Genomic DNA, 24,724 nt, shown 5'->3' on the forward strand with positions numbered 1-24,724 from the left:
CCCGCCGCGAGCCCCACCCCAGCCCCGCACGGCAGCCCGCACGCTCGGCCACCCGGCCACCCGGCCACCCGGCCACCCGGCCACCCGGCCACCCGCAACATCCCCACCACCCCTCACGTACGCGGCTCCCAACGGAACCTGCGCCGCGCCACCCACGCGAACAAGGCCGTCCACGCGAGCGCCAGAACGCACCGGATCAGCCCCTCCCCCAGCCCCAGTTCGCCGGTCCAGCCCGAGCGCATCAGGTCGACGGTCGGGGACAGCGGCGCCCACAGGAACGCGTCGCCGAGCGCGGGGGGCAGGACTTCTCGCGGGATGTAGATGCCCGAGATCATCGGCAGGAGGAAGAGGGCGGGGAGGGTGGCGACGAGCACCGACTCCACCGTCCGGCACAGCGCCGCCGTCGCCGCGGCCATGGCGGTCATCAGGACGACGCCCGTGGCCAGCCCCGCGAGTGCCGCGAGCGGTTGCTCGGGGGTGGCGTCGAACATCACCGAGAGCAGCGCGGACACCACCACGATCTGCACCACGCACACCACGACGTACATGGACGCGCCCCCGGCCAGGATCACCGGGTCCGAGACCTCGCCGGTACGCAGCCGCTTGAGGACGAGTTCCTCCCGGCGGGCCACGTACAGGCCCGTGACGGAGGAGTACAGGGAGAAGATCAGCAGGATTCCGCACGCGGTCGAGACCATCAACGGCCCGGCGTCGAGCCCGTGTTCACCCAGCTTCATCTGGTCCTGCACGAACTGCATCGCGATCAGCAGCATCGCAGGGACGAGGACCACGAAGACGTAGTTGCCCTTGATCCGGTGGAACAGCTTCCACTCGATGCGGAACAGGGTCTTCATGTGCCGTGCGGCCAGGCCGTTCACTCGCCCTCCCCCTGTCCCTGGGCACCCGCGTGACCGGCCACGCGCAGGAAGGCCTCTTCCAGCGAAGCGGGCCGTGCGGTGAACCTGTCCAGCGTGACGTCGTGGTCCTCGGCCCAGGCCAGCAGCCGGGCCGCGTCCTTCTGCAACTGCTCCGTGGTCACCGTCACCCGCTGATGGTGTCGCTCTGCTGTCCCGCTCACGGGCAGGTCGTGGACGCTCCATCGCGCGGGCAGGCCGAAGGAGAGCGTCGACGGGTGGTCCGCGACGATCCCGGACACGCTGCCGGACGCGGCGATCCGCCCGCGGTGCATGATCGCCAGGCGGTCCGCCAGCGACTCGGCCTCTTCCAGGTAGTGCGTCGTGAGCAGGATCGTCGCCCCCTGGTCCCGCAACTGCCGTATCAACTGCCAGGTGGCGCGGCGGCCTTCCGCGTCCATACCGGCGGTGGGTTCGTCGAGGAAGACCAGGCCGGGGCTGGACGAGGTCGCCACGGCCAGGTCCAGCCGGCGTCTCTCGCCGCCGGACAGGTTCTGGACCATCACGTCGGCGCGATGGGCGAGTCCCACGAGGTCCAGAGCCTCCTGGACCGGGCGCGGCCGGGAGGTGAGCTGTGCCCACATGTCGACGGTCTCCCGCACGGTCAGGTGCGAGATGAAACCGCCTTCCTGCAGCATGGCGCCGGTCCGGGCACGGATCTGTGCGCGGTCCCTGACCGGGTCGAGTCCGCCGAAGAGCCGGACGCTCCCCCGGCTCGGGGCTGCCAGCCCTTCCAGCAACTCGACGGTCGAGGTCTTCCCGGCGCCGTTGGTCCCCAGGAGCGCGAACAGCTCGCCGGGACGGACAGTGAAACTGACGCCACGGATCGCGTCGAAGGTGTCCTTTCCCCGTCCATAGCGGCGCCAGACGTCGTTCACCAGGATATGACTGCTCTCTTCTTCGGACATCAGCCTTCCTCGAAGCGGGGAATCCAATCCTTACACGTGCGGCGAGCGACGGAGAACCGGAATCCGCAATTCCGGCAGAACTCCTTCCGAATTCACAAACGCACGGGAATTCGAGGCCGCTCGGTGTTCTGTCCGGGGGGACCGCACGGGAAGGCCGTTCGGCGCGTCACGAAGGGGCCACTTCGCCCGATCGTTGACCTTCCGGACAGATCGGCCCGCACAAAAGAATCTCTTGACCTACTCATGGTCGGGAGTTTAACGTTCCTGTCACGCGCCCGACCAGGGCGAGCACGGGGAGTAAACGGGGATCGACAATCGAAGCGGCAGTGCCTGTCGGGGCTGCGTTCTGGCTTCATTTCTTTGTGGTGCACGATTTCGCTGACCCCAGCGTGCCCTGGGACGCGTGCGTAAAAAAGGAGTCAGCGGAGATATCGCGCCGCGAACACAGCACCAGTAATTCGCAACGGTCGAAAGAGAGTTCTCCTTCTGCCGTTTCCGTTGCACGCGCAGGGGGATTCTCATGGCCGTTCCACATCGAGAGGAACAGTTCATGCTCACGCAGAAGGTCAACGCCAATCCGTCCCTCCAGGGCGCTCTGGAGGCCGGTGCGCCCATGGGCGGAGCCGCGCCCGTCATGGCCACTCCGGCCCTGATCGCGACCCCCGTCATCGCGAAGGCGGCCGGTGCCGTCGTGGGCGCCGGCGCGGTGACCGGCGCGGCCTACGCCGCCTACAAGGTCGCCACCGGCTGACCACTCCCCGGAGGCCGACTCCGGCCTCCCGCCAGTACCTGCTCTGTCGGCAGAGCTTCAGGAACGCGGCGTTCGCAGGCAGTGCAAGTGCCTGCGAACACCGGGCACTGTCCGATCTACCAGATCAGCGGAGGAAAAACCATGTCCGTGCTCCTCGACAAGGTCAACGCCGGCGTCGGCCAGGCGTCCGACGTGCAGATCGCGCCCGTCATGGCGACCCCGGCCGCCTTCGTGGCCGGTGTCGTCGCCGGCGGCAAGGTGTGCGCGGTCCTGACGGCCGCCGCCGGTGTCGGCGCCGCGGTCAAGAGCGCCCAGAAGTAAGCGGGAAGCCGACGGGGGGTCCCCAGTGTCCGGGGCTCCCCGTCGGCCGTCCCAGGCCACCGCGCCAGCCCAGCGATCAGGAACACAGCATGCTGTCTCGTATCCGCGACATCGCGACAACGGCGTGCGCCCAGCCGCTCGCCACAGCCGAGCGGCTGTCAGCCGCCACCCATCTGCTGTCCAGCCTTGAGTACATGGTGCGCAGGACCGACCGGGAACCCGGCGGCCTCAACGACTGGAACCACACCAGGGCCCAGGTCCCCGCCAGGACGAAGACCATGCAAGCCGTGCGGGACTTCATCGCCCGGGAGCCGGTGACCCAGGCGCTGCACGGTTCGCGCGCCCTGGCCGCCGCCGTGCTCATCTCGCCGGTGAGGAACAACGCCGTGCGCATAGCCGCCAACACCTACCTGTCGGTCAGCCAAGTCCTCGTCTACCCAAGGCACTTGTTCGGCACGGACGGCTCCGACCAGGTGTCCTTCCTCGTGCAGACGGCCGCCGCCCTCGGCCGGGCGGGCGGCACCGACGCGACCCGTGCCGCCGCCGCGCAGTTCATCGGCGCCCAGACCGTGCTCTCGTACGGGGCGTCGGGCTGGGCCAAGCTCCCCGGTGACGCCTGGCGCAACGGCGACGCCCTCGCGAAGATCATGCGGACCCAGACGTACGGGGACGAGTGGTTCTTCAAGCAGCTCGACAAGTACCCGGCCGCGTCTCGCGCCATCTGCCACGTCGTCCTGGCCCTGGAGTGCGGGTTCCCGCTGCTCCTCCTCAAGAAGGGCAAGTACATCGACGCCGGCCTTCTCCTCATGGGCGGCTTCCACCTGGCCAACGCCCGCTTCATGGGGCTGTCCCGCTTCGCGTGGGCGTTCGTCTCCACCTATCCGTCCGTGCGCGCGCTCGCCAAGGGCACCGGGGAGGGCAAGTGAGCGGGCTCGCCTTCCCGAGACTGACCACCGCCGGTCTGGCCACCTGCCTGGCCGCCGGGCTCACCCATCGCGCCTACGCCGACCTGATGTGCCGACGCGGTCACGACGGCTTCGAGCGGCGGCAGGTGCGCTGCGACAGCGGGAACATCCTCACCTACCACGTCCGGCGCGGCGCCCCGGGACGGCCGACGCTCGTGCTCGAAGCCGGCCTGATGAACACCTCCGCGGCCTGGCTCCTCGTCGCCGGTCACCTCGACCCCGGCCTGTCACTGCTGCTGTACGACCGTGCGGGCTACCGGAGTTCGCTCAGGCGCTGCCCCGAGGACTACTCGCTCACCGAGTCGGTGAACGACCTCCTGGAAGTCATCGCGGACGGCGTGGACGCGGAGGGCCCGTGCGTCGCCGCGGGGCACTCGCTCGGCGGCTACCTCGTCCACCGGGCCGCCGCCGCGTCCGACCGCGTCCACGGTCTCGTACTGGTCGACCCGACGCATCCGCGCGAACTGCTCCACTCCCGCCGCCAGCGCGAGGGATCTCGCGGCGTGAACCTGACCATGAAGCTCGGCCCCTGGTCGGCCGCTCTGGGAGCGGGACTCCTCATCGACAAGAAGGGCCTCTTCGCCTACGCCGAGGGCAGCCCGCACTACAGGACCCTCCGCCTCGAAGGCTCGGCCACCTCGACCTGGCGTGCCGCGCACCGGGAGTGGAACTACTCCTACGCCTTCATGCTCGACGGCGGCCGTCCACTGGACCGGCTGCGGATACCGGTCGAGGTGGTGGCGGCGGCCTCGACCCTGCGGGACACCCCTGAGCACGGCGATCTGTACAAGGAGTACCTCGCCTCCGGAACGGCCGGGCGGATCGTCACCGTTCCGGAGTCCACGCATCTGTCCCTCACCGGCGGCATCGAGCACGCCCCGCTCACCGCCCGCGCCATCGAGGAGGCCGTGGCGACCGTGGTGGAGACCCGCGGGAACACTGAGAACGAGGGAGCGTCGGCGTGAGCAGGACCTCAGCTGTGATGGAGCGGGCCGTACCGGTGGCGCTGGCCGGCTGGTTCGTGCTCTCGGTGCTGGCCCAGCATCCCGATCGCGGCTTCGACAAGGTGCGCAAGGCGGACAAGACCGGTACGGGGATCGCCATCCCCAACTGGCGTTTCTTCGCCCCCACTCCGGCCGTGGAGGACCAGCACTTCCTCTACCGGCTCGCCACCGAGGACAAGAGCCGGCACACGCAGTGGCGCGAGGTGTACGCGATCACGCCCCGGAAGCTCGTCCACGCCTTCTGGTTCCCCGGCCGCCGTATCGAGAAGGCCGTCTTCGACGTGGCCTCGACCCTGGTGCACAACCCCGGCGCGATGACGCCACTGCACCAGGAAGCGAAGAAGTCCGCCTACCAGCTCGTCAACAACTTCGTCCGCGCCCGCATCACTCCGGAGCCCGGCTTCCCCCTCTTCCAGGTGCTGCTCGTGCGCTACTCCGGATACGACCACAGCGAAGACCCCAAGTACGACCTGGTCTTCGACTACGAGAAGGTGACCCCGTGACCCGGGATGTGCAGTACGGCAACGCGGTTGCCTCGGTCTACGACTCCCTGATCGCCCCGGCCATGCCCGCTGAGGAAGCCCTGGAGCGGCTGCGCCCGTACGTCACCGGCGGCCGTGTGCTGGAGGTCGGCGTGGGAACCGGACGTATCGCCGTGCCGGTCTCGGAGATCGCGGCCGAAGTGGTCGGGCTGGACAACTCCCGTCCGATGCTGGACGCGTTCCGCGCCAAGGGAGTGCCCGCGAACACGTCCCTCGTCGAAGCGGATTTCCGGCACCCGCTCCCTCTGGAGGGGGTCTTCGACGCCGCGTACTCGACGATGGGCTCGCTCGCGTGCGTGCGCTCCCGCGAGGAACTCACGACCGCTCTGCGCCATGTCCGCGCACACCTCGGGCCCGGCGCGACCCTGTCCCTGGAGTACTACGCGAGCAGCGCCTACCGGCCCTTGGCCGAGCAGCACGTGTTCACCTTGCCCACGCCGCACCACGGCGGTCGCGCGACGTTCACCGTCACGCTCGACAGTGCCGACGTCCTCACGATGGACACCCGCGTCGACGAAGAGGGCAAGCCTGCCGTCGAGTTCAGCGAGAGCGTGCTCCTGATCGAACGCCCCGAGGTCGAGGACTGCGTCGCCCGGGCCGGTTTCACCGTCGAGCGGGTGCGTCCGGCGGAGGGGCACCAGCCCTACGACTGGTACGTCGCCCGCAGCACCGAGTAGAAGGAGCGCCCTGCCGTGCTGACAGCCAACCGGGCGATGTGGTTCATCGCCGCTTTCGCCTTCGCCCTGCCGAGCATGCTGGTCATGTTCCGCGACGGAGGCCCGCTCACCCAAGGGACATGGATCAAGAGCCTCGCCTTCGCGGCGGGCATCGCGACGATCATCGCGATCACTCTCGGCAGGGGCAGGCCGTGAACATATCCGCGATCGTCCGCCGCCACCGCGTACTCCTCGGCGCGGGCATCCTGCTCGGTCTCCTCGGCACGGCGGCCACGCTCGTCCAGCCGCTGCTCATCGGCGACCTGATCGAAGCCGTCGCCCATGACGAGCCGACGCTGTGGCCCATCGTGTTCATCGCCGCCCTGTTCGCCGCCGACGCGCTCCTCGCCGCCACGCACTTCTACCTGATCGGCCGGGCGGGCGAGAACATCGTCTTCGACATGCGGACCACCCTCACCGGGCGCCTGCTCCACTCCCGGATCCCGGCCTTCGACAAGCTGGAGCACGGGGACGTGTTCACCCGCACCGTCGCCGACACCTCGCTGGCCCGTGTCGCGCTCTCCTCGTCGGTCGCCCAGATCATCACCGCGGGGTTCACCAGCGTCGGCTGCGTCGCCGTCATGGCCTGGATCGACTGGAGAATGCTTCTGGTCACCGCCGGCTGTCTCGGTGTGGCGTCCGCGGTGGCCCTCGGGCTCGCCCGGTCGGTGCGCAAGGCCGCGGTCACCAACCGGGAGGACACGAGTGACTACGGCTCCGGGCTCCTTCGCGTGCTCAGCGCGCTCACCACGGTGAAGGCCTCGCGCGCCGAGGGGCGCGAAGCGGAACGGCTCTCCGGCCTCGCCGGTGCCGCCCGCACCAGCGGAATCCAGGTGACCCGCCTGTCGGCGATGCTGATGCCCGCCATGAACGTCGGCACGCAGGTGTCCCTCGCCGTGGTCATCACCTGGGGCATGGCCCGCACGGCGACCGGGGCCCTGCCCATCGAGGACCTCACCGCGTTCATCATGTACCTCTTCTACCTGGTCTCCCCGCTGGTGATGCTGTTCATGGCACTGGGCGAGTACCAGCAGGGACGGGCTGCCATCGACCGGGTGCAGGACCTCGCCGGGCTGGAACAGGAGACCTCCCCCGGCACGGCCGGACCGCGGCCCGTACCCGGGGCGGCGGCGGTGGAGTTCGACGACGTCACCTTCAGCTACGGCGAAGCCGCCGGAAACGCCGTGAACGGCGTCTCCTTCACGCTCCCCGCCACGGGCGTGACCGCGATCGTCGGTCCGTCCGGCGCGGGCAAGACCACGCTCTTCCAGCTCATCGAGCGGTTCCACGCCCCGGCGAGCGGCACGATCCGCATCGCCGGCGCCGACACCGCCACGATGCCGCTGGACGTGCTGAGGTCCCGCATCGGACTGGTCGAGCAGGAGGCCCCGCTGATGCGCGGCACCGTGCGCGAGAACCTCACCTACGCGAACCCGGACGCCACACCGGAGGACATCACGCGGGCCGTCGAGGCCGCTCACCTGACCGCCGTGATCGCCGCCCTGCCCGAGGGGCTGGACACGCGGCTGGGTGAGGGCGGCACAGGTCTCTCCGGTGGTCAGCGCCAACGCCTGGCCATCGCCCGTGCCCTGCTGACCGAACCCGATGTCCTGCTGCTGGACGAGGCCACGTCGAGCCTCGACTCCGACTCCGAAACGGCCTTGCGCAACGCTCTGCGGACGATCGGCTCCCGGTGCCAGGTCCTCACCATCGCTCACCGGCTCTCCACCACCATCGGAGCGGACCGCATCCTCGTCATCGAGGACGGCACCCTGCGCGCGTCGGGCACGCACGACGAGCTGATGCGGGACGACACGACGTACCGCAGGCTGGCCGGCCAGCAGCTCGCCCCGGCGGGTGCCGGCTCATGACCAGTGCGGCGATCGTCGGCACCGGCCCCAACGGGCTGGCGGCCGCGGTGACCCTCGCCCGGGCCGGTCTGTCGGTCACGTTGTTCGAGCAGGCCCCCACCATCGGCGGTGGCCTGCGCTCGGAATCGCTCTTCGACGCCGAGGTGACCCACGACGTCTGCTCCGCCGTCCACCCCATGGCAGCCGCTTCAGCCTTCTTCCGCGCGTTCGACCTGCCCGCACGCGGGGTGCGGCTGCTCCAGCCCGGCCTGCCCTACGCCCACCCGCTGCCCGGCGGGCGGGCGGTGGCGGCCTGGCACGACATCGAGCAGACCGCCGCGCGCCTCGGACCGGACGGACCGCGCTACACGCGCCTCATGCGGCCGCTCGTCTCGCGCTCCCGCGCGGTGGTCGACCTGGTCCTTTCCCACCACCGCGGCGTGCCGAAGGACCTCGTCGCCCCGCTCCTGCTGGCGCGCGGCGTACTGGCCCACGCCACCACCCGCACCCCCTTCACCACCCCCGAGGCGCGCGCGCTCCTGACCGGTGTGGCCGCTCATGCCGTCGGCAAGCTTCCCTCGCTCGCCTCCGCGGGCGTGGCACTGCTTCTCGGCCACCTCGCGCACAGCACCGGATGGCCGCTGCCCGAGGGAGGCAGCGTACGTATCGCCGAGGCCCTGGCCGCCGATATCACCGCGCACGGCGGCACCTTCCACACCGGCCGTCGCATTCGTGACCTGAGGGAGCTCGAAGGCTTCCCCCTCGTCATGATGGACGTCAGCGCCAAGGAGTTCTCGGCGATCGCCGGGCCCCGCCTGCCCCCGAGCTACCGGAGGGCTCTCGGCCGGTTCCGCTACGGGCCCGGCGCCGCGAAGGCCGACTTCCTCGTGAGCGAACCCATCCCGTGGAGCAACCCGCTCGTGGGGCGGGCCGGGACCGTTCACCTGGGCGGCACTCACGCGGACATCTCCCGCCAGGAGACCGCGACGGTCGCGGGACGGCGCGTCGACGCCCCCTTCATGCTGGTCGCCGATCCGGCGGTGACCGACCCTTCCCGCGCGTCGGCCCACGCGCGGCCGGTGTGGGCGTACGCCCACGTCCCCCACGGCGACGACCGCGACCCGACCGACATGATCCGCCGCCGCATCGAGGAGTACGCCCCGGGCTTCAGCGACACGATCGTCGCCTCGCGCGGCTTCTCCGCCGCGCGGTACGAGACGTACAACCCGAACTACGTGGGCGGGGACATCGCCGCGGGCGCCATGACGCCGCGCCAGATCCTGATGCGGCCCACTCCCCGCTGGGACCCGTACACCACTCCCCTGCCCGGCGTGTACCTGTGCTCGGCGTCCACGCCGCCGGGTCCGTCCGTCCACGGCATGTGCGGGTACCTCGCCGCGCTGTCCGCCCTGCGCCGCCACCATGGCATGACCACCCCTCCCGACCTGTCCCCCCGGCAGAAGGAACTCCCCTGAAACGAAGACCCACGCGGGCGACCGCCGCGGCTGCACCCGTGATCCGCACGGCGACGGCCCCGACCGCCGACGCGGAGGCGGGCCCGGAGTGCGCGGAGGCGGGACCGCCCGCGTCCGCCGGATCACCGGCACACCACGACCCGGTCGGCCGACTGCCCGCAAGGGCACCGGAACGACCGCGGACCGCGCGCCAAGGCGGAGCAACCCGTCGTGGCGCGTAGTCCGAAGCCAACCCACCCAGCAGAAGGAGTGATTCACATGAACGGCATCGACAAGAAGGACCTCGACGAGGTCATCGTCAAGACCTACAACGAGGTCAAGACCGCCGTCTCCACGCACAGCGAGAAGAGCATCCACATGTACAGCGAGGCGCTCCGGTCCCTGCTCGAACTGCGCCGACAGGTCGTCCAGGCTGAGTCGGCCGACGGCTGACGCTCAGCACCGGACCCCCGCGTCCGCCACCGGTCCGCGACGGCCTCACCTGCGGAAGGCGAGGCCGTCGCGCCCATTTCCCCAGTCACGCCACGGACTCGGCCCCGCCTCCGGCCCGAGGGCGTTCTCGCCGCCCCGATCCCCGGAGCCCCGCCGCCGACCGCCGCACGGTCCGTCATGGACGCTCGACCGCGTGCTCAGACACCTGTCAGAGCCGCGCTACGGTCCCACAGCCGGCGCGCCAGCGCGATGTCGCTCGCCTGGCGGCTGGTCCTCGCGATCTTGTGGTTCTCGTAGTACTCCCCGGGCGGCGACGCGAATCGCGGGCTCACCACGATCTTCGCCGAACTGCCGGCACGGGCGCACGCGGCCGGAGTGATCGATCCCGGCGTCACCGCGTCGGACATGACCCCTCTGATGTGCGGCATCGCCTACGCCGCGAACATGCGGGGCACCCTCGACCCGGCCGAACGAGCCGCCCTCGGCCTGCGCTACCTCGACCTGCTCCTCACCGGCCTGCGCCGCTCCAGACCCCGGCCGCTCCCGGCCGCGGCCGTTCCCGGCCTGGACAGCGCGGCAGGGGGTCGGTCACGGGGGCTGCGGATGCCCGGTCGGCGTACGCGTACCAGCGGCGAAGGCGGGTGCGGTGGCGACGCCAAGCGGGCCGCCCCAGGAGGTACCGGGGGTTTCGTCGGGCAGAGTTCCCGCCGGTCACCGCCGGTCGGCGAAACCGCCCGTCAGCGAAACCGCCGGTCAGCGTCTCCCCAGGTCAGTCGCCCTCCCGAGAGGCGCCGCACCGGAGCGCGCCAGGGGATTTCTCGCAGCGTCGCCCGGCGGCGAGGCCCACGCCGGACAGCACGGCGTGGGCGACGTCCGACGGGAAGTGTGCCGGAAGGTCGCGGTGGCCGAAGAGGGCACGGAAGACGATGGGGGCGGCGAACAGGTCCAGGACGAGGTCCGTGTCGAGTTCGCGGTCGAGGTCCCCACGCTCTTTGGCCTTGTCCAGGGACGCGACGCAGGCGGTGCGCCGTGGTTCCCAGACGACGGCGAGGAACCGTTCGCGAAGCTCCGGGTCATCCGCCAGGTCGGCCACGAGAGGCGGCAGCACGCGCCCGAGGGCGGGGTCGGCCATGGCCGACTGGAGCCCCTGAAGATGTGCCGCCAGGTCGCACCGCGTACAGCCGGTGTCGACCTCAACCACACCGATCCGGTCCTCCGCCAGAGCGTCGACCACGAGGTGCCGCCGGCTTTGCCAGCGGCGGCGGATGGCCGGCTTGGTGGTGCCCGCGCGCCGCGCTATGGCCTCCATCGTCAAGCCCGAGTAGCCGACCTCCCTCAGGAGCGCGGTGACGGCGGCCAGCACGGCTCGGTCGATCTTCTCGTCCCGTTGACGTGCCATTCCTTCCCTCCCGACACCGCGTCGCTCCGCGGCCAGCCTACCGAGGAAGCAGGACGACCTTGCCGAACGGTGTGCCGGACTCCACCCGGCGCAGAGCGGCATCGGCATCGGTGAGGGGGGAACGCTGATCCACTACCGGCGCGAGCGAACCGTCCCTCAGCATCGCCGTGATCCTTTGCCAGGAGGCTTGGAGATCCTCCGGCCGCACGGAGTTCAGACTGAAGGCGAAGAGCGTCGGCGAACGGTGGAAATCGGTCAGCAGGGCGGCAAGGGCCTCAGGTTGCGGAGGACCGCCGGCGGCACCGCACAGCAGGTAACGGCCGTTGGGACGCAGCCGGTGCAGGTTCTGTCCCAGGGCCGGTCCCGCGACAGTGTCCACCACGACGTCGTAGGAATCCCCGTCGTCCAGGGGGGAGCGGGTCCGGTCGACGACGTGGGCGGCTCCCAGAGCGCGCAGGCGCGCGCCCCGCTCCGCCGAAGACGTCACGACCGTCACCTCGGCACCGCGAGCGCGGGCTGCCTGGGTGGCGAGCACACCGATTCCGCCACCGGCGCCCAGGACGAGTACGCGTTCCCCCGCCCTGATTCCCGCTCGGTGCGAGGCGATGTCGGCGACGAAGGCGTTCACGCCCAGAGCGACGGCACCGGCCGCGTCCACACCGGTCCCCGCGAGGGGGAAAAGCCGGTCAGCGTCGGCGACGGCCCTCTCGGCATAGCCGCCGAACGCGGGGAGGACGGCCAGGACTTCCTTGCCGATCCACTCTTCGGAGGTCTCGGCTCCGACCTCCGTCACCAGTCCGGCGACCTCCACCCCCGGGACAGCCCCCGGCCCGGGGAAGTCGTAGTACTCCCCTCGCCGTGCGAGGACGTCCATGAAACCGACGCCGACAGCGGCGACCTCGATGAGCACGTGGCCCCTCGCGGGCGCCGGTTCGGCGACCTCCGCCAGGGCCAACTCCTCGCGTGACTTCACCATCGCTGCTCGCACTGACTCTCCCCGAGTCGTTCCATTCCGTTCCGGCTCGGAACGATATGACGCCACGGCGGGACGGTCAACCAGTACGCCGCCACCTGCGGCTTGGCGGGGCCGCCGCTCCCGGCCACCGGAACTTTCCCGGACACGGGCGGTCCCCTCGGCACGCGCATCGCGCCGAGCCGGGGGGCGGCCTCGACCACTTCGCCACCCCGAACCACGCGCGCGCCTCCGTCGGCACCACGCCCGATCACGTGACCTTCGTCCACCGCCCGCGCCATCGCCCTCCGCAAGCCCACGCCGCGGCGAGCGAGTTGTGCGCGTGCAGCGGGGCGCGTGGGCCGCCCGGCCGGGCGTTGCCCTGGCTCATGCCCGGCGGTGCGGGCCGGGCGGGGGCGCGCTCAGAAGCCGGTCAGCGTGATCTTGCCGATCGCCTTGCCCGACTCCAGGACCCGGTGGGCCTCGCGCAGGTGCTCCGCGTTGATCGTCCCGAGGTCGGTGGTGGCGGTGGTGGTGAGGATGCCGGCGTCCACCAGCCGGGCGATCTGGTTGAGGATGTGGCCCTGCACGGCCCGGTCGGGCGTCTGGTGCAGGGAGCGGGTGAACATGAACTCCCAGTGGAAGGAGATGCTCTTGGACTTGAGCACACCGATCTCGACCGGGCCGAAGTCGTCGATGGCGACGAGCTGCCCGAGCGGCTTCAGGATCTCCGCGTAGGCGGCCAGATTCCGGTCGGTGCCCGCGGTGCTGAAGACGAAGTCCACTCCCTCCGGGGCGACCTCGGCCACCTGCGGTGCCAGGGACTTGTGGTGGTCGACGATGGCGGACGCCCCCATGCGCCGGGCGAACTCGCTCGTCTCCGGCCGGGAGGCGGTCCCGATCACCGTCAGGGAGGTCAACGCGCGCGCCAGTTGGGCCACCATCGCCCCGACGCCGCCGGCGGCCGCGGTGACGAGCACGGTGCCGGTCTTCTCCAGGGCGCCGTCGCGCAGACCGAGGTGCTCGAAGAGGCCCTCCCAGGCGGTGAGCGACGTCAGCGGCAGGGCCGCCGCCTCGGCGAAGGAGAGGGTCCTGGGCTTGCGGCCGACGAGGCGCTCGTCCACGGCGTGGAAGCGGGAGTTGGCGCCCGGCCGGTCGATGGCGCCCGCGTAGAAGACCTCGTCGCCCACCTCGAAGGCCTCCACCTCGTCGCCGACGGCGACGACGGTGCCCGCGGCGTCCCAGCCGAGGACCTTGGGCTCGCCGCCCGGGTCGTTGCTCTGCCGGATCTTGTAGTCCACCGGGTTCACCGCGATGCCCTCCACCCGCACCAGGAGGTCACGGGGGCCGGGCCGCGGCACCGGCAGCGTCACGTCGACGAGGCTGTCCTTGTCGTGCGCGGGCAGGCTCTCGCGGTAGGCGACCGCGGGCATGGTGGCCGGGATCTCACTCATCACTGTCTCCTTGGCGTGCGACGGGTGTCGGCTGCCTCGGCAACGTAACTCGGGGGAGGCAGTAACCTTCAAGGGAGCTTACTTCCCTTGGGGAAGCATGCTGGTGAGAAGCCGATGGCGGGGAGAGGGAACTACCGATGGTGACTCTGTGCGGGTCCGAACAACACGACCACCACGACGTCTACGCGGCTCAGTGCCCGTGCCGTGAGGTACTGGACCTGCTGGCCAACAAGTGGTCGGCGCTCGCGATAGGGGCGATGGAAGAGGGCCCGCGGCGATTCGGCGTCCTGCAACGGCGTCTGGAGGGCGTCAGCCCCAAGGTCCTCACCGCGACGCTCCGCCGCCTGGAGGAGAAGGGTTTCGTGGAGCGCACCATCTATCCGGCGGTGCCGCTGCACGTGGAGTACGCGCTCACGGACCTGGGCCGCAGTGTGTCCCGGCCGCTGGCACAACTACGGCTGTGGGTGGAGGAGCACGTCGACGAGATCGCCTGAGGCGGGAGGCGGCCCGGGCGTCCGGACGACCGCGGGCGCGGTGAGCTTCCGCCGCGTCCGCGGCCGAGGAGACCGGCCGGAGCCGCCTGCCGGGGCACCGGTGCGCGTCGGCCGCTTGACAAGGCCGGCGGTCGCCGTCCCAGACTGCCCGGAGATCACGCCCGCTGACATGGTGTCGCGGGCTGTCGCCGGGTGTTCTCAGGCCGGACGCCCGGCACCGCGAGCAGGGAGACGGAAATGCGGAAGTCCACGCCTGTCGTGCTGGTGCACGGGTTCTGGCACGGCAGTTGGTGCTGGAGTCCCGTGGTCGAGCAGCTCGCCGCTCGCGGCGTCCCGGCGGTCGCGGTCGACCTGGAGGGCCACGGGCTGCGGGGAGCCGCACCTCGCAGCCACGCGGCACGCCCGTTCGACGCCGCGGCGTTCGCCACCGAACCGTCAGCGCTGCCGCACCTCACCGCGTCCTCCGCGGCGGCGGATCTCGCCGAGCGCATACGCGTGATCGGTGCGGGGCGGCCATGTCTCGTCGTCGCGCACAGCATGGGCGGCGTCGTCGCCACGGCGGCGGCGGAACTCGCCCCAGAACTCGTGGGCGGGCTCGTGTACGTGTCGGCGTTCGCCCCGGTGGCCGGGGTACCGGCGGCCCAGTACAACACGTACCCGGAGAACGCCGGCGAGAAGGTGAACCGGCTGATCGCGGCGGACCCGGCCGTCGTCGGCGCGGTGCGCATCGACACCCGCGACCCGGCCAGGCGCGAGGAGATCAAGGAGACCTTCTACCAGGACGTCGATCCCCGCACCGCCGACGCCGCCATCGCCCTGCTCCAGCCGGACGCCCCACTGGGCTTCCCCTCGGAAGAGCTGACCGTCACCGAGGAGCGCTACGGCGGCATCCCGCACGCGTACGTGCTCTGCCGCCGGGACAACGTCGTCCCCGCGGCGCTCCAGCGCCGCATCATCGAGGACATCGACGCCGTGTCCGCTTCCCCGACCACGGTGACCGAACTCGACTCCTCCCACTCCCCGTTCCTCTCCCAGCCCGCCGCACTCGCCGAAGCCATCGCGGCGAGCCTCGACGCGAGCTGAAACCGCCTGGTCCGCAGCACTCCTCGGTCCCAGGAGCCGTTGCCGCCCAAGGGGAGCGCGACGAACGAGCGCCCGACGCGGCGGAAGGCGGCCGGGCCCGTTGACGTACGCGGGTCGCGCCTACGCCCCTCACGGCACCTCCTCACCCCAGCCGTTCACCGCGCCCCCGCCCCCTCACAGCTCCTCCCCGCGCGCCAGCCTCCGCGCCCCCGGCAGGTGCCTGTCCAGCTCTCCCGGAGCGAACCTCGTCATCCCCACCACGTGCCAGAACTCGCCCCCCACCTCGCCCTCCGCCTTGTACCCGCCGTCCGGGGTGAACGCCGCCCAGCCGCCCTGCACGCCGACGAGCGTCGCCTTCGCCGTGACGGTGACGCCACCGGCCGGGCCCGCGTCCCCGTCCGCGCGCACCCGCCACAGCCGCACCGTCCCGTCGTCGCCCGCGCTCGCCAGGTGGGTGCCGTCCGGGCTGAACGAGAGGGAGTAGATCCGCCCGCTGTGGCCGGTCAGTGCGCCCGCGCTCGCTCCGGTCGCCGGGTCCCACAGGCGGATGACGCGGTCGTCGCCCGCTGTCGCGAGCAAGGGTGCCGAGGGGTGCGCGGCCGCCGCCCACAGTTTGCCGGTGTGCGCGCGCAGGACGTGCCGCGCGGCGCCGTCGCGCCAGATCACGGCCGTGCCGTCCCACGAGGCGCTCGCGAGCCAGGAGAGGCCGGCGCCGAAGGCAACGGCGTAGACCCGGTCGGTGTGGGCGCTCAGCGTTCCGGTGAGGCCGCCGCCCCTGGCGTCCCACAGCCGTACGCGCCCGTCGTCGCAGCCCGTCGCGATCGACGCGCCGTCCTTCGCGAAGGCGACGGACCGCACCCGCCCCTGGTGGCCGTCGAGTTGCAGGCCGTGGGAGCCGGTCGCGCGCCGCCACAGGCGGACCGAGTCGTCGTCGTTGGCGGTGGCGATCTCCTCGCCGTCGGCGCTGAACGCCTCGGCCCAGGTGCGGTCGGTCTCGACGTCCAGCTCGCGCAGGAACGCGCCGTCCTCCGCGTCCCACAGGTAGACGTGCCCGGCGCTGCCCGCCGTCGCGAGGACGGTGCCGACGGGGCTGAAGGCCGCCGAGATCAACCTGTCTCCCCGGCCCACGAGTTCGTGCAGCCGCTGCCCCGTGGCCACGTCCCACAGGCGTACGGTCCCGTCGCTGCTCGCGCTCGCGAGGCGGGTGCCCGTCGCGTCGAAGGCGACGGCGTTGACGCGTCGGCCGTGCCCGCGCAGGATCGGCTTGCCCTGGCCGGTCGCCGCGTCCCAGATCTGCACGACGCCGTCGTCCCCGGCCGTCACGAGCTGGGTGTCGTCGGGGCGGAAGCGGCAGGCCCAGGCCGAGCCCTGGTGCGGGGTCGGCTGGAAGCGCTCGGGGACGGCCTCGTACCCCTCGGTGCCCGCCGAGAGCTGCCACAGGCGGACGGCGCCGTCGGAGTGGCACGCGGCGAGGTGGCGTCCGTCGTCGGCGAAGACGACCTGGTAGACCCCGCCCGAGCCCTTGGCGAGCGGCGGCCCCGGCACCCCGGTGCGCGGGTCCCACAGGCGCACCCCGCCGTCGGTGTCGCCGCTCACGAGGAGGTCGCCGTCGGGGTGGAAGTCGAGGGTGTAGACGCGCCCCGTGTGGCCGTGCATCTCGTGCAGGAGCCGCTGGTCGCGTGCGCGCCAGATCCGTACGGTCCCGTGGTCGTCGACGCCCTCGTCCGCGGTCGCGAAGAGAGTGCCGTCCGGGCTGAACCGGACGCGGAACACGGGTCCCTGGTGCGGCCCGAGGCGCGCGACGAGCCGCCCCGTCTCCGTGTCCCACAGGCGTACGGTGCCGCTCCTGTCGCCCGTGGCGAGAGTGCGCCCGTCGGGGCTGAAGACGGTCGTGTAGACGAGGACGGTGTGCCCGGGGAAGGCATGCAGCTGTTCGCCGCTCGCGGTGTCCCACAGCCGTACGACGCCGTCGCCGTCGCCCGTGGCGAGGACCGTGCCCGTCTCGTTGAGCGTGATGGGCCACACGCCGTCCTGGTGCACGGAGAGCGTGGCCCGGCAGCGCCCCGACACGGGGTCCCACAGGCGTACGGTGCCGTCCGCGCTGCCGGTGGCGAGGACGGAGTCCCTGAACTTGATCGCGTAGACGCGGTCGGTGTGGCCGTGCAGGACGCGCAGCGCCTCGCCGTTCTCGGGCGCGCAGATCAGGACGCTGCCGTCCTGGCTCCCGGCCGCGAGGAGTTCCCCGTCGGGGCTGTACGCGACGGGCTCGGGCAGGCGCCCCTGCTGCCTGCTGAAGCCGTAGGGGACGCTGACGGCCGCCGGGCGCAGGACCGTCTCCAGGGGCATTCCGGGCGCGATCGTCGCCGTGGCCAACTCCTCGGAGGCGGCGTCCTGTTCGTCCATCTCGGTGCGGATGAGGACGGCCCGGCGCCAGCGGCTGCCGGCGAGGCGGGCACCGCGCAGGTCCGCGCCGATGAGCCGAGCGCGGCGCAGGTCGGCGTGGCGCAGGTCCGCCTCGCGCAGGTCGGTGCCGTCGAGCCGGGCGCCGCCGAGGCGGGCGCCGTGCAGGACGGCGTGCGAGAGGTTGGCGCCGGTGAGCTGGGCGTCCGTGAGGTTGGCGCCGGTGAGGTCGAGCCCGGACAGGTCGCGCCCGGAGAGATCCTCGCCGGGGAAGTGCACGCCGCGCAGGTCGGCGTCGGCGGGCACGCGGAGGCGGCGGGTGATGCGGTAGGCGTTGGTACGGGCCGCGTCGGTGGCCCCCTGGGCGGAACGGCCCCGCGCGCCCGCCCCGCCCGTACCGGACCCCGCGCCCGCCCCGGCCGTACCGCCTCCCGCGTCGCCCGTCCCCTGCCCCGGGCTCTCCAAGGTGCGCCGCACCCACTCGGCGACCCGTGCCGCGTCGGCCAGGTCGCAGAAGAACTCCACGGCGAGCGGGGAGAGTTCGCGGCGGGCGAGAAGCGCGTCGTCGCCCTCGCCGAGGCGCCGCGCCGCCTCCCGCGCCACGAGCCACTCGATGACCGATTCGTGGATGAAGTGGAAGATGCCGTCGTCCACGCGGATGAGCAGGGTGCCTGCCCCCACGGCCTGCGCCTCCTGCGCGAAGAGCACGCCGTCGCTCCCACGCCCGAAGGTCTCCGCGACGATCTCGGTCAGCTCGTCGAGGCGCAGGCTCCCGCGCCCGCTCTCCCACAGCCGCAGCGCCATCGCGGTCACGGCCCGCCACAGCTGGTCCAGCTCCAGGCCGGGCGCCGCGCCGGGGCCGCCCTGCCCGCGCCGCTCCTCGAAGCGCAGCCATGTGCTGAAGACGTCCTCGTAGAGCCGGGCCGCGCTCAGCGTCCCCTCGGAGCGCGCGACGGCCCGCACCTGCTCCTCGTCGAGCGCGGCGACGAAGCTGAGCAGCCTCGGGTTGCCGCACAGGTCGAGCAACTGCGGGATGCCGAGCAGGAGTTCGTAGCGGCGAGCGGCGGTCGTCTCGTCGCCGTAGTAGTTGGTGAGGTAGCGGCGGATCTGGTGGGGCGTGAAGCCCTCGACGGAGAGGAGGCGGCGCTGAGGGAGGAGCCCGACCTGCTCGCCGAGCGGAGTGAGGACCTGCTCGCGGGAACGGAAGTGCTGGGTACGGCCGCTGATGACGATCTTGGCGCGGTCGACGGCGGCGTTGAGGAGGGTGTGCAGGTGGTCGGCGGCGCGCTCGTAGCTGACGCGGTTGACGAGTTCGTCGAAGCCGTCGAAGAGGAGGACGACCCGGCCCTGGCGGAGCATGTAGCGCAGCGCGCGCAGGTCGATGACGTCCACGCCGTGGTTCGCGAGGTGGGCGGCGACGAGCCCGTCGAGGCTGTGCGAGCGGTCCAGGGAGCGGAGCGGGATGAGCAACGGGGCGAGGTGGGGCAGGCGTTCGGGGATGCGGCGGGCCAGCTCCCGCAGCGCGAAGGTCTTGCCGTGGCCGAAGTTGCCGAGGAGGAGGAGCACGCGGCCCTGGTCGGTCTCCAGGAGGCGGAGCATCTCCTCGACGAGGTCCTCGCCCTCCTCGTCCCCCGGGCGGATCTCGTCGCGGTAGCGCTGCGGGAGGTACAACTCGGGTGCGTAGGCACCGTCGTTGACGAGTTCGGCGGTCTGCGCCGCCACGTACTCGCGCAGGTCGATGAGCCCTTGGAGCTCCAGGAAGCTCCGCACGCGCACCCCGCCGCGCGCGGCCCGCTCGCGCAGGCCCGGCCCGGGCCGCTCGCCCGCGTACACCAGCTCGGCCTCGGTGCCCGCGTCGTCGGCGTGCGTCTGGGCGAGGAAGCGGTCGAGGTCGGCGTCGGTGAGGGTGCCGGGCTGGACAGCGACGCGCAGCAGCCGTACGACGCCGTCCTCGTCCCAGGCGGCGACGACCTGCGTCAGGTCCTCGGGCGCGGCGGGCCGTACGTCGCGCAGCCGCACCCCGGGGCGGCGCGCGCGCAGCACGTCCTTGACCCGTTCGGCGAGCTGGGCGCCCGGGTCGTTGACGGCGCGGTTGTCGGAGTGCGGGGCATCGCGCGCGGGGTCCTCCTCGTGCTCCGCGCCGCCGGGGAAGCGGGGCGCCGAGCGCCAGCCGACGGGGAAGACGGCGGGTTCGGTGGCGGCCCCTTCCGCGGTCCCCTCCCCCCGCGGCGCCCAGCGTTCGACCCCTCGCGCGTCGATGCGCAGCAGGCTGAAACGCGCCGGTCCGGCCGCGCCGAGGAGCGGCAACGCTCCTGTGGGGGAGGTGAGTTCGGCATGGGTGGGCACGGCGTCCTGGCCCCTGCCGTCCCCGCCGGGGCCGTGCAGGAGCACGTGGAGCCGGGGCGCGAGGAGACGCTGGAAGACGTCGGTGTCGCGCAGCGGGCCGGGGCCTTCGCCCCCGCCGGTCCGGGCGGGCACGAGGAGCGGGTGCCGGACGAGCCCGACCCGGAGCCAGCCCTCGTCCTCGTAGCGCCGCAGCGCCTCCGCGAACCACGCGGCCTGCGCGCGGCCCACCATCCCGTAGCGGTCCTCCAGGCGGTGCGTGCGCGCGATCGAGGAGTTGAACCCGGCCACGACGGTGCGCAGTTCGGGCACGGGGAAGAGCGTCCAGGGCTGGTCGGCGCCGAAGACGACGTCGAGCCCCTGGTACAGCTCGCCGAACAGTCTGCTGAAGTGGCGCCACTTGGGCCAGTAGGGCGGCTGCGGGCGCACCTCGTCCGCCTCGCAGCTGTGGAAGTACGCCTGGCAGGCGGCGTCGCTGACGTCCTGGTTGCCCGGGACGACGAGCACGCGGCCCGGGGCGAGGCCGAGCTGGGCGCGCAGCCCGGTGAGGAAGTCGAGCGCCTGCGCGCAGTTGCGGGGCGAGCCGGAGGCAGTCAAGTCGCCGGATACGAAGACGAGTTCGGGGTCGGGCGCGCCCGTGTCCCGCAGCTCGATCAGGTCGCTCTGGATGTCCCTGAGCAGGTCCTCCGGCTCGCGTCCGCGTCCGAACTCGGGACCCGCGAGGTGCAGGAGATTCACGGCGTCCTGGCGTGCGCCGCCCGGCACGGCCGGCGGGTAGTGCGGCGCGGTCCCCGGCCGCCGCCGCCCGCCCCGCTCGCCGCCGCCCGTGAGCGGCTGCCGCCACGACTGCGCGGGGACGGTGGCGGAGGCGGCGCCGCCTCCGCCCGGGTAGGCCGGGCTGCTGCCGGGGCGGGCGTGCCCGTCCAGCGCCTGTTCGACGCGGGTCAGGAGCAGCCCGCGCGCGGTCCGCTCGTCGGGGACGCCGACGAGATCGACGTAGGTGATCGTCGCGAGCAGTCCCTCGACGGGTGCCTCGTCCACGCGCACGGTGAGCAGCCTGCGATCGGGCTGGTCCGGCTCGGAGCGCAGCGCCGCCTGCCACTCCATCCGCCCGTACCGCGAGCCCTGGTAGTTCCGCGAGAGGACGGCGATGACCGCGACGGACTCGCTCACGCCGCGGTCCATGTAGTCGATGAAGTTGCTGCCCGCGACGAAGTCCCAGGCCTGGATCACCGTACGGAAACCGGCCTCCTCCAGCGTCCACGCGATCCACGCGGCCCACGCCTCGTCGGCCGGGGAGTAACTGATGAAGAAAGTGGCCTGCCGCTGCGCCGCGTCCGTGCTGCCCGTCACCATCCGTCCATCCTAGGAACCCGGATAACCACCCGGCGGTGGACAACCGGCCAAAAGTCCCCGTGACGGGGACGAGTCGGCCCCGGCCGGGGTACGGACGGACACCGGGCGGACGCGCGTGCGATCCGGGGCGCCGGTACGGGCGCGTACGGCCGGACGGACGCGGGCCGCCGCCCCGCTCCGGCGCACCCTTCTTCGCCCCCGCGCCCGTGTGCGAACCTGTCGCCGTGCCGACACCCAGAGCCCCGCGCCGCCGCCCGCACCCCCTGGACCTGCTGGCCTGCGCCCTGCTCGTCTGCGGCCTGCTCCTCCTGGCGACCGGCGCGCTCCCGGCCCACGCCGCGGGCGACGTGGGCCGCCGCACGGCACCCCTCCTGGCCTTCCTCGCCACCGTCATCGTCATGGCCGAACTCACCGGCCGGGCACAGGTGTTCGACGTGCTGGCCGGGGGCATCTCGCGGGTCGGCAAGGGCAGTTACGCGCGGCTGTTCGGCCTCTGCGTGCTCTTCGCCTCCGCGACCGCGCTGATCCTGAACCTCGACACGACGGCCGTCCTGCTCACCCCCGTCATGCTCGCGATGGCGGCCCGCGTCGGCATCGCGCCCCTGCCGCTCGCGATGACGACGGTGTGGCTCGCCAACACCGCGAGCCTCCTGCTCCCCGTCTCGAACCTCACGAACCTCCTCGCCGCGGACCGCGTCGGTCTCTCCGCGGGCGGCCTCGCGGCCCGCATGTGGGCCCCGCAGGCGGCCGTCATCGCCGCGACGGCGGTGTGCCTGTGGACGCTGTACTGGAGACGGGGGCGGCGCGGCGCCGACGCCTACGTGCCGACGGCCGCCTTCCGCCCCGCCGACCCCGTCCTCTTCCGCACCTGCGCCCTCGCCTGCGCGGGCTTCCTCGTCGCGATCCTGGTCGCGCCCGTGCCGCTGTGGGCGGACTCGCTCGCCGCCGCGCTCGTCGTGGTCGTCGCGTTCGCGCTCCGCAGGCCCGGCGACCTGCGCCTGTCCCTCGTCCCGTGGCGCCTGCTCATCATGGTGCCCGGCATGTTCCTCGTCGTGGAGACCGTCAACGTCCATGGTCTCCATGCCCTGTTGACGCACGCGATGGGCACGGAGGAGGGCGCGGGCGGCCTCTTCCGCTCCGCCTCGGTCGGCGCCGGGCTCTCCAACGTGCTCAACAACCTGCCGGTCTACCTCGCGGGCGAGGCCGCCGTCCCCGACGGCAACCGGGACCAGCTCCTCGCCTTCCTCATCGGCACCAACGTCGGTCCCCTCGTGACCCCTTGGGCCTCGCTCGCGACACTCCTGTGGTTCGAGCGCTGCCGCACCGCCGGAGTCAAGGTGCCCCTCGCGCGCTTCGTCGGCACTGGCCTCGTTCTCGCGGTGACGGGCACGGCGGCGGCGACGGCCGCGCTCGTGCTTTCCGGCTGAACGCGCACGCGCGACACGAGAGTTGAGGGTCGAGGGTCCGCGACGCCGTACGGAAGGCGGTCAGACCACCGCGGCGGCCACCGCCTCCCGCGTGAGCGCGACCAGCCGGTCGAGGACCCCGGGGCGCCCCGCGACGAAGCAGCGCGTCGTGTCGGGCCCGGTGAAGCCGATGCGGAACGGGCCCCCTTCGAGCGTACGGAACTCGCAGCCCGCCTCCAGCGCCAGCAGTGCGCCCGGCGGGAAGTCCACCGCCTCCGCGCAGTACCCCACGAAGCCGTCGATGGTCCCGCGCGCCAGCATCGACCAGCCGAGCAGCGGAGCCCACAGCGCGAGCACGCGCCGCGTGCGCCGCTCCAGGGCGATCCGCAGCGCCTCGGCGAGCGCGTCGTCCTTCCGCACCGAGTGCCCCTGCGTCCACGCCACGACGAGGCGCGGCGCGGAAGCGGGCACCACGATGTCGGGGGGCAGCGTCTCGGCGGCGGGTACGGGGCGCGTCGCGGGCAGGGGGTCCACCGCCGACGCGGGGGCGGACGTCGAGGCGGGGCCGGGGGCCGACGCGGGGCCGGACGCTGGGGGACCCGCCGCTGCTCCGGGCTCCTCGCCCTCCCCGCCGAGCGGCCCCCCGCGCCCGTGCGTCCCGCCGCCGCGCACCGCGTGCCACGTGGCCCCCGTGTGCGGCTCGTGGACGACGCCGAGCACGGGCGCCCCCGCCACGCAGAGGCCGATCCCCACCGCGTACGTGGGCAGCCCGATCGCGACGTTGTTGCTCCCGTCGAGCGGGTCGACGAGCCATGTGCGGTCCGCCGCTCCCGCGAGCACCCCCGCCTCCTCGGACCACACCCGGTCCTCCGGGAACGCCTCGCGCAGCCTGCCGAGCACGATCCGCTCCGCCGCCAGGTCGAGTTCGGTGACGACATCGCCGTCCTCACCCTTGACGCCGACGCGCCACGTGTCCCCGAAGCGGGCGCGCAGCATCCGCCCCGCCTCCTCGGCCGCTGCCAGCGCGACCTTCAACTCCTCGGCGTACCCGCTCTGTTCCTCAGTCGCCCGGTCCATCGATCCTCCTCAGAGCGGCGCGCACCGCCACGACGGTCTCTTCCCGGCGGCAGACCTCCCGCACCGAGCGGTACCCCTCGCCGTCCAGCGGGCCCAGGGACATGTCACTGCGTCCGGGCAGCGTCTCGCCGAGCACGAGCGTCGCGGCGGGCCGCCCGCCGCCCACCACCGTCGCGTGGAACTCGCCGGGCCTGACGACGTAGACGTCACCGCGCGCGCTCCGCTCGGAACCGCCCGGCTCCCCGCGCACGAGCCGCGCGGTGCGCCGTACCTCGTCCGTGCCGTCCGGGCCGCTGCGCACCTCGTACACGCGGTGCGTCGGCGCCACGGGGTCGTCGACGACCCGCACGGACCGGTTCGTCACCTGCCCGAAGAGGACGAGGCTGATGAGCGACCAGCTGTGGGCGTGGACGAGCGGCGCCCGCCCGCCCCCGCCCGCCGGCCCGCCCGCGCCCTCGGCGTCCCCGCCGTCCTCCGCGTCCTCACCGTCGAAGAGGTGCACGCACACCCCCTTCGGCCCGTCCCTGAGCACCGGCAGGCACAGGAAGCCCAGCGGGTGGCGGATCGCGGGCAGGTCCCAGCGCCCTTCGGCGACAGCCCGGAGCGCGACGACGGCGACGTCGCTCGCGGCCGTACGGTCCGCGGGCGGCCCCGCGAAGGGTACGGAAACGCCGTCGGGGGCGGGAGCGGAAGCCGCGTCGGGAGCGCGGCCGGCGCCCGAGGCGCGGTCGGGGTCCAGCAGGGCGTGCAGAGCGTCGTAGTCGATGGCTATCCCGTGGGGCGCATCCATGGTGTGGCGCGGCCTGGCCTCTCGGATCGGTGCGGCTCGGATCGGATCGGGCTCGTACGGCGTGCGGCTCAGGGCTGGCGCACCGGATCGGT

General features: G+C 72.6%; 22 protein-coding genes. 13 read left to right on the plus strand and 9 right to left on the minus strand.

Annotation, left to right across the window (positions count from 1 at the left end; translation table 11 throughout):
* Positions 1-113: 113 nt before the first annotated feature.
* Together IF99_RS0123530 and IF99_RS0123535 are read right to left on the minus strand one after the other, a co-directional pair.
* Positions 114-878 (minus strand): ABC transporter permease, encoded by a 765-nt coding sequence (locus tag IF99_RS0123530; protein ID WP_051703644.1) that lies wholly within the window; start codon positions 876-878, stop codon positions 114-116.
* Entirely contained in the window at positions 875-1,822 is a 948-nt protein-coding gene (locus tag IF99_RS0123535; RefSeq protein ID WP_030999010.1) for an ABC transporter ATP-binding protein, read from the minus strand. Before IF99_RS0123535 ends, IF99_RS0123530 begins: the two co-directional genes overlap by 4 nt.
* A 550-nt stretch (positions 1,823-2,372) precedes the next feature.
* Between IF99_RS0123535 and IF99_RS0123540 the strand changes: the two genes are divergently transcribed.
* The 10 genes from IF99_RS0123540 to IF99_RS34450 all read left to right on the plus strand — a co-directional run bounded on the left by IF99_RS0123540 (position 2,373) and on the right by IF99_RS34450 (position 9,878).
* Complete coding sequence (locus IF99_RS0123540; RefSeq protein ID WP_051703645.1) at positions 2,373-2,573, plus strand: hypothetical protein; 201 nt, start codon at positions 2,373-2,375, stop codon at positions 2,571-2,573.
* Between the two features lie 141 nt (positions 2,574-2,714).
* Positions 2,715-2,894: a hypothetical protein gene (locus IF99_RS31070; protein ID WP_037827430.1), complete on the plus strand. Its 180-nt coding sequence runs from the start codon at positions 2,715-2,717 to the stop codon at positions 2,892-2,894.
* 89 nt (positions 2,895-2,983) lie between these two features.
* A complete protein-coding gene (locus IF99_RS0123550) occupies positions 2,984-3,820 on the plus strand; it encodes a hypothetical protein (protein ID WP_158716646.1) in 837 nt (278 codons plus the stop codon).
* Positions 3,817-4,824 (plus strand): alpha/beta hydrolase, encoded by a 1,008-nt coding sequence (locus IF99_RS0123555; protein WP_030999015.1) that lies wholly within the window; start codon positions 3,817-3,819, stop codon positions 4,822-4,824. Before IF99_RS0123550 ends, IF99_RS0123555 begins: the two co-directional genes overlap by 4 nt.
* Positions 4,821-5,366 (plus strand): hypothetical protein, encoded by a 546-nt coding sequence (locus IF99_RS31730; RefSeq protein WP_158716647.1) that lies wholly within the window; start codon positions 4,821-4,823, stop codon positions 5,364-5,366. Before IF99_RS0123555 ends, IF99_RS31730 begins: the two co-directional genes overlap by 4 nt.
* Positions 5,363-6,082, plus strand: a complete 720-nt coding sequence (locus tag IF99_RS31735) for a class I SAM-dependent DNA methyltransferase (protein WP_030999019.1) — start codon at positions 5,363-5,365, stop codon at positions 6,080-6,082. The genes IF99_RS31730 and IF99_RS31735 overlap by 4 nt, the downstream gene beginning before the upstream one ends.
* Positions 6,083-6,097: 15 nt before the next feature.
* Positions 6,098-6,277, plus strand: a complete 180-nt coding sequence (locus IF99_RS0123570) for a hypothetical protein (protein WP_030999021.1) — start codon at positions 6,098-6,100, stop codon at positions 6,275-6,277.
* Positions 6,274-7,992, plus strand: a complete 1,719-nt coding sequence (locus tag IF99_RS0123575) for an ABC transporter ATP-binding protein (RefSeq protein ID WP_030999023.1) — start codon at positions 6,274-6,276, stop codon at positions 7,990-7,992. The genes IF99_RS0123570 and IF99_RS0123575 overlap by 4 nt, the downstream gene beginning before the upstream one ends.
* Complete coding sequence (locus tag IF99_RS0123580) at positions 7,989-9,446, plus strand: phytoene desaturase family protein (protein ID WP_030999025.1); 1,458 nt, start codon at positions 7,989-7,991, stop codon at positions 9,444-9,446. Before IF99_RS0123575 ends, IF99_RS0123580 begins: the two co-directional genes overlap by 4 nt.
* Positions 9,447-9,704: 258 nt before the next feature.
* Entirely contained in the window at positions 9,705-9,878 is a 174-nt protein-coding gene (locus tag IF99_RS34450; protein WP_199806546.1) for a hypothetical protein, read from the plus strand.
* A gap of 197 nt (positions 9,879-10,075) precedes the next feature.
* Here the strand turns inward: IF99_RS34450 and IF99_RS34125 are convergent, their stop codons facing one another.
* From IF99_RS34125 to IF99_RS0123605, 4 genes are all read right to left on the minus strand, one after another.
* Positions 10,076-10,306 carry a hypothetical protein gene (locus tag IF99_RS34125; RefSeq protein ID WP_030999027.1) on the minus strand — a complete coding sequence of 77 codons (231 nt, stop codon included), beginning with the start codon at positions 10,304-10,306 and terminating at the stop codon, positions 10,076-10,078.
* 341 nt (positions 10,307-10,647) lie between these two features.
* Positions 10,648-11,277 (minus strand): TetR/AcrR family transcriptional regulator, encoded by a 630-nt coding sequence (locus IF99_RS0123595; protein WP_078655237.1) that lies wholly within the window; start codon positions 11,275-11,277, stop codon positions 10,648-10,650.
* 37 nt (positions 11,278-11,314) lie between these two features.
* Positions 11,315-12,253, minus strand: coding sequence for a quinone oxidoreductase family protein (locus tag IF99_RS0123600; RefSeq protein ID WP_030999031.1), 939 nt, complete (start codon positions 12,251-12,253; stop codon positions 11,315-11,317).
* Positions 12,254-12,651: 398 nt separating this feature from the next.
* A complete protein-coding gene (locus tag IF99_RS0123605; RefSeq protein WP_030999034.1) occupies positions 12,652-13,683 on the minus strand; it encodes a zinc-binding alcohol dehydrogenase family protein in 1,032 nt (343 codons plus the stop codon).
* A gap of 137 nt (positions 13,684-13,820) precedes the next feature.
* On the opposite strand from IF99_RS0123605, the gene IF99_RS0123610 reads away from it, so the two are divergent.
* Together IF99_RS0123610 and IF99_RS0123615 are read left to right on the plus strand one after the other, a co-directional pair.
* The gene (locus IF99_RS0123610; RefSeq protein ID WP_030999036.1) at positions 13,821-14,177 is read left to right on the plus strand and encodes a winged helix-turn-helix transcriptional regulator; all 357 of its coding nucleotides are present in this window, start codon (positions 13,821-13,823) and stop codon (positions 14,175-14,177) included.
* A gap of 237 nt (positions 14,178-14,414) precedes the next feature.
* A complete protein-coding gene (locus IF99_RS0123615) occupies positions 14,415-15,260 on the plus strand; it encodes an alpha/beta fold hydrolase (RefSeq protein ID WP_030999038.1) in 846 nt (281 codons plus the stop codon).
* 174 nt (positions 15,261-15,434) lie between these two features.
* Here the strand turns inward: IF99_RS0123615 and IF99_RS0123620 are convergent, their stop codons facing one another.
* On the minus strand, positions 15,435-21,359 hold the full coding sequence (locus IF99_RS0123620; protein ID WP_030999039.1) for a TIR domain-containing protein: 5,925 nt from the start codon (positions 21,357-21,359) through the stop codon (positions 15,435-15,437).
* A gap of 263 nt (positions 21,360-21,622) precedes the next feature.
* Here IF99_RS0123620 and IF99_RS0123625 point away from each other — a divergent pair, with 263 nt between their 5' ends.
* Positions 21,623-22,786 carry an SLC13 family permease gene (locus IF99_RS0123625; protein WP_030999041.1) on the plus strand — a complete coding sequence of 388 codons (1,164 nt, stop codon included), beginning with the start codon at positions 21,623-21,625 and terminating at the stop codon, positions 22,784-22,786.
* 60 nt (positions 22,787-22,846) lie between these two features.
* On the opposite strand, the gene IF99_RS0123630 is transcribed toward IF99_RS0123625, so the two are convergent.
* Both IF99_RS0123630 and IF99_RS0123635 read right to left on the minus strand, forming a co-directional pair.
* Positions 22,847-23,842 carry an inositol monophosphatase family protein gene (locus tag IF99_RS0123630; RefSeq protein WP_030999043.1) on the minus strand — a complete coding sequence of 332 codons (996 nt, stop codon included), beginning with the start codon at positions 23,840-23,842 and terminating at the stop codon, positions 22,847-22,849.
* Complete coding sequence (locus IF99_RS0123635) at positions 23,826-24,632, minus strand: hypothetical protein (protein ID WP_030999045.1); 807 nt, start codon at positions 24,630-24,632, stop codon at positions 23,826-23,828. Before IF99_RS0123635 ends, IF99_RS0123630 begins: the two co-directional genes overlap by 17 nt.
* Positions 24,633-24,724: the final 92 nt, after the last annotated feature.

The organism is Streptomyces sp. NRRL F-5630, from assembly GCF_000719475.1.
Lineage (GTDB): Bacteria > Actinomycetota > Actinomycetes > Streptomycetales > Streptomycetaceae > Streptomyces.